Raw genomic sequence first — 6,218 nt, 5'->3', positions numbered from 1 at the left:
GTTTAAATGGGCCGTCAACGACTAATTCAAACTTTCTTCACTCAGCAACCAGGGAGACACGAGCGAAAGCTTTCTTGCCCGCTTGCAGGACATGGGTCGCGCCTATTTTAAAGATGAAGCTGCGATCCACGACTTCACCATCCACGCGCACACCGCCAGACGACAGCAGGTCGCGCGCGACGGCAGAGTTCTTCACCAACCCAGCCTTATTAAGGACAGCGCCAATGGGAAGATCTTCTGCTGCCGGCACCTCCACCTCCGGCAGGTCTTCCGGCAACTCGCCCTCTTTCAGGCGATTGCCCGCGGACTTGTGCGCGGAGGCGGCCGCTTCCTCGCCATGGAAGCGAGCGACAATTTCTTCCGCCAGTTTGATCTTGATGTCGCGTGGGTTGGCGCCAGCCTCGACGTCCTTCCGGAAGCCGTCGATTTCTTCCATGGAGCGGAAGCTGAGCAGCTCGAAGTAACGCCACATCAGGGTATCCGGGATGGAAACCAGCTTGCTGTACATGACACCCGGCGCTTCCTGGATGCCGATGTAGTTACCCAGGGACTTGGACATCTTCTTCACGCCATCCAGGCCTTCAAGCAGCGGCATGGTCAGGATGCACTGCGGCTCCTGCTCATAGGCGCGCTGGAGCTCGCGCCCCATCAGCAGGTTGAATTTCTGGTCGGTGCCACCGAGCTCGACGTCCGCGCGCAACGCTACCGAGTCGTAGCCCTGAACCAGCGGATAGAGGAACTCGTGGATGGCGATGGACTGATTGCTGGCATAGCGTTTGCTGAAATCATCGCGCTCCAGCATGCGAGCAACGGTGTACTGGGAAGCCAGACGAATGAAATCAGCGGGGGAAAGCTGGTCCATCCAGGTGGAATTGAAGGCTACTTCGGTCTTCGCCGGGTCGAGGATCTTGAAGACCTGGGCCTTGTATGTCTCGGCGTTATCGAGAACCTGCTCGCGGGTAAGGGGTGGGCGAGTAACACTTTTCCCGCTGGGGTCACCGATCATCCCAGTGAAGTCGCCGATCAGGAAGATCACCTGATGGCCCAGCTCCTGAAACTGACGCAGCTTATTAATAAGGACGGTATGACCCAGGTGCAGGTCGGGAGCGGTCGGGTCGAAGCCGGCCTTGATACGCAGGGGCTGGCCGCGCTTGAGCTTTTCGATCAGCTCGGCCTCCACGAGAATTTCGTCTGCACCGCGCTTGATCAGCGCCAGCTGCTCTTCGACCGACTTCATTGCAGGTTCCTGTACGTTGCGAATTGCGAAAGGGAACCAACGATACAAGAACAGGCACTAAAAACAAGTTTTGCCCAGCGCCAGAGGACAGGACGTCAGAAGCCCGACATCAGGGTTGCTTCAGAGGGATTTTGGTTATATTTTAGGCAGTTATTTCACATTCCAAAAACACCACTCACGCCATGACGCAATCCGATCAGAAAGCGCCGTATTACCCGAAGAGCCATCTGCTGGCCGCAAGCGGTGTAGCAGCGCTCCTCAGCCTGGCTCTGCTGGTGTTCCCCTCGGCCGAGGTCGAGGCGAAGAAGACCACGCTCAATCTCGAGCTGGAAAGCGGTACCGAGCAGATCCTCCAGGAAAAAGACGATCTTCGACCCAACGCGGTCACGGAAGACGACGGCTCTTCGCCTTTTGCACAGATAGAAGGCCAGCCGGACAACCAGAACAGCGCCGGAAAAGACGCCGAAAAGAACACCGATCTCTCCGATTCCAACAAACCAGCCTCCCCCTCCGCTTCCGCAGACCCTGCATGGAAAAGCGTGACTGTGGGCAAGGGCGACACCCTTTCTACCGTGTTCGCGAAGGCCGGCCTGCCGGCGAACGTCGTGCACGACATGCTTGCCTCCAGCAAGGACGCCAAGCAGTTCACCCGTCTGGATATCGGCCAGGACGTAGACTTCCTCATCGACGCGAAGGGCGAGTTGCAGGGCCTAAAGGTCAAGCGCAGCGATCTTGAAACCATCAGCCTGGCCAAATCCGCGAAGGGCTATGACTTCAAACGCGATCTGGTGAAACCTTCGGTACACGCCAACTATGCCCACGGTCGCATCGACAGCTCGCTGTTCGTCGCCGGCAAGAATGCCGGCCTGTCCCATGACCTGATCATGTCGATGGCCAACATCCTCGGCTACGACATCGATTTTGCCCAGGATATTCGCGAAGGCGACGAATTCGACGTGATCTACGAATCCCAGCAGGTGCAGGGCAAACAGGTTGGCACCGGCAGTATCCTCGCGGTGCGTTTCGTCAACCGCGGCAAGGACTACACCGCGGTGCGCTACACCAACAAGCAGGGCAACACCAGTTACCTGCGCGCCGACGGCAGCAGCATGCGCAAGGCGTTCATCCGCACACCGGTGGATTTCGCCCGCATCAGCTCGCGCTTCTCTATAGGGCGTTTCCATCCGATTCTGAACAAGATTCGTGCACACAAGGGCGTGGACTACGCGGCACCGATCGGCACGCCGATCAAGGCCACTGGCGACGGCAAGATTCTCGAAGCCGGCCGAAAAGGCGGCTACGGCAACGCCGTGGTGATCCAGCACGGCCAGCGCTATCGCACGGTGTACGGCCATATGAGCCGCTTTGCCAAGGGCATCCGCTCCGGCGTGGCGGTGAAACAGGGTCAGATCATCGGCTACGTCGGCATGACGGGGCTCGCTACCGGCCCGCACCTTCACTACGAGTTCCAGGTCAACGGCCAGCACGTCGATCCGCTGAGCGCCAAGTTGCCGACGGCTGATCCGCTGAGTGGTCCGGAGCGCAAGCGTTTCATGGCGCAGGCGCAGCCGCTGATGGCTCGCATGGACCAGGAGAAAGCAAGCTTCCTGGCCCTGAACAAGCGCTGATCCATGCCGCTCTATCTGGGGGTGATGTCCGGCACCAGTCTCGATGGGCTGGACATCGCCCTGATCGAGCAAGGCGAGCAGATCACCCTGCTCGCTTCCCATTACCTCCCCATGCCTGCCGTGCTGCGCGCCGATCTCCTGGCTCTCTGCTCATCCGGCCCTGACGAAATCGCCCGTTCCGCCCTCGCGGAAAACAGGTGGGTACGTCTGGCTGCCCAAGGCATCAATGAACTCCTCGCCCGCGAGAAGCTGAGCGCCAGCGCCATTCGCGCCATCGGCAGCCACGGCCAGACCATTCGCCACGAGCCGCACCTGGGCTTCACCGTGCAGATCGGCAACCCGGCACTTCTCGCCGAGCTCACCGGCATCGACGTAGTGGCCGACTTCCGCCGCCGCGACGTCGCCGCCGGAGGCCAAGGGGCGCCACTGGTGCCCGCCTTCCATCGCGCGCTGTTCGGCAGCGATGGTCGCGAGTGCGCCATCCTCAACGTAGGCGGCTTCAGCAACGTCTCGCTGCTCAGCCCTGACAAGCCCGTACACGGATTCGACTGCGGCCCTGGCAACGTCCTGCTGGATGCCTGGATTCAGGAGCGGCGCGGGGAAGCCTATGACCGCGACGGGACCTGGGCTGCCAGCGGCCATATCGATCAGGCGCTACTGCGCCTGATGCTCGCCGATGATTTCTTTGCCGCGAAAGGCCCGAAGAGCACCGGACGCGAGCGCTTCAACCTGAACTGGCTGAACGCGGTGCTGGCCAAGCATGGCAAGGTGAAGGAAGAGGATGTGCAGGCAACCTTGCTGGAGTTGACCGCGCAAAGTATCTCGGCAGCCCTGCTGGATGCGCAGCCCGGCTGCGAGGAAGTGGTGGTTTGCGGTGGCGGCGCCTTCAACGCGACGCTGATGCAGCGATTGGCCGTGCACATGCCTGGCGCCAGCGTAATCAGCAGTCTCGAGCGCGGCGTACCGCCGGAATGGATGGAAGCGATGGCCTTCGCCTGGCTGGCGCATCGATTCCTCGAGCGCGAGCCAGGCAATTGCCCGGAAGTCACTGCCGCCCACGGACTGCGTATCCTCGGTGCGCTCTACCCCGCCTGAACCTGTCCTACAAACAAAAACGCCGCGCATCTGCGCGGCGTTTTCGTTTCTATGGCGTCAGATCGAGAAGGACTGACCGCAGCCGCAGGTGGTCGCTGCGTTCGGGTTCTTGATGACGAACCGCGAACCTTCGAGGCCTTCCTGGTAGTCCACTTCCGCCCCGACGAGGTACTGGAAGCTCATCGGATCGACAACGAGGTTGACGCCGTCGCGCTCGACGATGGTGTCGTCGTCCGCGGTGTCTTCATCGAAGGTGAAGCCGTACTGGAAGCCCGAACAGCCACCGCCCGTGACGAATACCCGCAGCTTGAGACGCGGGTTGCCTTCTTCGTCGATCAGGTTCTTCACCTTGTTCGCAGCGCCTTGCGAGAACATCAGCGGAGTGGGGGTGAAGGTTTCGATGGTCATGGTGAAAACTCTCCCGGCCGAGGCCGTACGTTACAACATTGCGGACTATTATCCGCTTACCCCAGAAAAACGGTCAACTAATCCGACTCATCCATTGGTCCAGATCAATTTGGCCGCCTCGCCAGGGCAATCTTCCCTATGGCAGCAGCGCAACGTTAGACAAGCCCAGGTGCTCATCCAGTCCGAACAGGATGTTCATGTTCTGGATCGCCTGGCCGGAGGCGCCCTTCACCAGGTTGTCGATGACCGACAGGATCACCACCAGGTCACCGCCCTGCGGACGGTGCACCGCAATGCGGCAGACGTTGGCGCCGCGCACGCTGCGGGTCTCCGGGTGGCTGCCGGCCGGCATCACGTCGACAAACGGTTCGTTGGCGTAGCGTTCTTCATAGAGCTTCTGAAGATCGACGCCTCGGTCAGCGACGCGTGCGTACAAAGTCGCATGGATGCCACGGATCATCGGAGTGAGGTGCGGCACGAAGGTCAGGCCGACATCGCCCCTGGCTGCGCGGCGCAGGCCCTGGCTGATTTCCGGCAGGTGACGGTGACCTTTCACCGAGTAGGCCATCATGCTTTCACCGGCTTCGCAGAACAGCGAACCGACCTTGGCACCACGGCCGGCGCCGCTGACGCCGGACTTGCAGTCAGCGATGAGTTGGCTGGCGTCGGCCAGGCCGTTTTCCAGCAGCGGGATGAAGCCGAGCTGGGTGGCGGTCGGGTAGCAGCCGGGAACGGCAATCAGGCGTGCGGACTTGATCGCTTCGCGATTCACTTCCGGCAGGCCATAGACGGCCTCGGGCAGCAGGTCCGGCGCACCGTGGGGCTGGCCGTACCACTTGGCCCATTCCTCGGCGTCCTGCAGGCGGAAGTCGGCGGACAGGTCGATCACCCGGGTGCCGGTTGCCAGCAGTTCGCCGGCCAGCGCGTGGGCCACGCCATGCGGAGTGGCGAAGAACACCACGTCGCACTCGCCCAGACGCTTCACGTCCGGCACGCTGAAGGCCAGGCCGTCGTAGTGGCCTCGCAGGTTCGGGTACATGTCGGCGACTTTCACGCCCTCCTCGGAACGCGAGGTAATCACCTCGACGTGCGCCTGGGGATGCTGTGCCAGCAGGCGCAGCAGTTCCACGCCCGTATAACCCGTACCGCCTACGATACCGACCTTGATCATCTGCCTGTCACTCCACCTATGGGGCCAAATTCAGGGGCAACCATGATATGGGCGACCGCCCCCGCTGAATAGAGCGAATCCGCCGGGAACACTGCTTCCTTTGGGTCGCGGTTGGTCCTTTCCGTTCAGCGTCGCCCGATTCATATCGCCGCGGGCCACCGATCTTTCCCACACAGGCGCGGCCGCGGGGATGACGGCATTGCATGGCGCCACTACTATCGGCTCAACCGTGATCCGAGGAAGTCCTGATGCTTTACCTGTGGTTGAAAGCCTTTCACATCATTGCCGTGGTCTGCTGGTTTGCCGGCCTCTTCTACCTGCCACGCCTGTTCGTCTACCACGCCATGAGCGAGGACGCCGCCAGCCGCGAGCGCTTCTGCATCATGGAGCGCAAGCTGTACCGCGGCATCATGGGCCCCTCGATGATCCTCACCATCGCCCTCGGCGCCTGGATGCTCTATCTCAATCCTGCCTGGCTGACCCAGGGTTGGATGCACGCCAAGCTGACCCTGGTGGTGCTGCTGATCGGCTACCACCACGCCTGCGGCGCCATGCTCAAGCGCTTCGCCCGAGGCGAGAACGGCCGCAGCCACGTGTTCTACCGCTGGTTCAACGAAGTGCCGGTCTTGTTCCTGATCGCCATCGTGATCCTGGTGGTCGTCAAACCCTTCTGACCTGA

6 protein-coding genes are annotated in these 6,218 nt (G+C 61.4%); 3 read left to right on the top strand and 3 right to left on the bottom strand.

The features are described 5' to 3' along the window. Nucleotides 1-37: 37 nt before the first annotated feature. Entirely contained in the window at nucleotides 38-1,237 is a 1,200-nt protein-coding gene (tyrS, locus tag C167_RS0105990; RefSeq protein WP_017517353.1) for a tyrosine--tRNA ligase, read from the bottom strand. A 182-nt stretch (nucleotides 1,238-1,419) separates the two neighbouring features. Here tyrS and C167_RS0105985 point away from each other — a divergent pair, with 182 nt between their 5' ends. Then, nucleotides 1,420-2,865, top strand: a complete 1,446-nt coding sequence (locus C167_RS0105985; RefSeq protein ID WP_017517352.1) for a peptidoglycan DD-metalloendopeptidase family protein — start codon at nucleotides 1,420-1,422, stop codon at nucleotides 2,863-2,865. Nucleotides 2,866-2,868: 3 nt separating this feature from the next. Next, entirely contained in the window at nucleotides 2,869-3,960 is a 1,092-nt protein-coding gene (locus C167_RS0105980) for an anhydro-N-acetylmuramic acid kinase (protein ID WP_017517351.1), read from the top strand. 57 nt (nucleotides 3,961-4,017) lie between these two features. On the opposite strand, the gene erpA is transcribed toward C167_RS0105980, so the two are convergent. Both erpA and argC read right to left on the bottom strand, forming a co-directional pair. Beyond that, nucleotides 4,018-4,368 (bottom strand): iron-sulfur cluster insertion protein ErpA, encoded by a 351-nt coding sequence (gene erpA, locus C167_RS0105975; protein ID WP_017517350.1) that lies wholly within the window; start codon nucleotides 4,366-4,368, stop codon nucleotides 4,018-4,020. A 136-nt stretch (nucleotides 4,369-4,504) separates the two neighbouring features. Further along, complete coding sequence (argC, locus tag C167_RS0105970) at nucleotides 4,505-5,539, bottom strand: N-acetyl-gamma-glutamyl-phosphate reductase (protein WP_017517349.1); 1,035 nt, start codon at nucleotides 5,537-5,539, stop codon at nucleotides 4,505-4,507. A gap of 248 nt (nucleotides 5,540-5,787) precedes the next feature. Here argC and hemJ point away from each other — a divergent pair, with 248 nt between their 5' ends. Next, complete coding sequence (gene hemJ, locus C167_RS0105965; RefSeq protein WP_017517348.1) at nucleotides 5,788-6,213, top strand: protoporphyrinogen oxidase HemJ; 426 nt, start codon at nucleotides 5,788-5,790, stop codon at nucleotides 6,211-6,213. Nucleotides 6,214-6,218 lie beyond the last annotated feature (5 nt).

It is taken from the genome of Pseudomonas nitroreducens TX1 (assembly GCF_000313755.1).
GTDB lineage: Bacteria > Pseudomonadota > Gammaproteobacteria > Pseudomonadales > Pseudomonadaceae > Pseudomonas > Pseudomonas nitroreducens_A.
The sequence above is the reverse complement of the archived record's forward strand: the minus strand, read 5'-3'. Positions and strand labels throughout refer to the sequence as shown.

Coding starts and splice junctions, on each gene's coding strand:
- argC (WP_017517349.1), bottom strand. CDS start 5,539: ATGATCAAGGTCGGTATCGTAGGCGGTACGGGTTATACGGGCGTGGAA.
- erpA (WP_017517350.1), bottom strand. CDS start 4,368: ATGACCATCGAAACCTTCACCCCCACTCCGCTGATGTTCTCGCAAGGC.
- C167_RS0105980 (WP_017517351.1), top strand. CDS start 2,869: ATGCCGCTCTATCTGGGGGTGATGTCCGGCACCAGTCTCGATGGGCTG.
- tyrS (WP_017517353.1), bottom strand. CDS start 1,237: ATGAAGTCGGTCGAAGAGCAGCTGGCGCTGATCAAGCGCGGTGCAGAC.
- C167_RS0105985 (WP_017517352.1), top strand. CDS start 1,420: ATGACGCAATCCGATCAGAAAGCGCCGTATTACCCGAAGAGCCATCTG.
- hemJ (WP_017517348.1), top strand. CDS start 5,788: ATGCTTTACCTGTGGTTGAAAGCCTTTCACATCATTGCCGTGGTCTGC.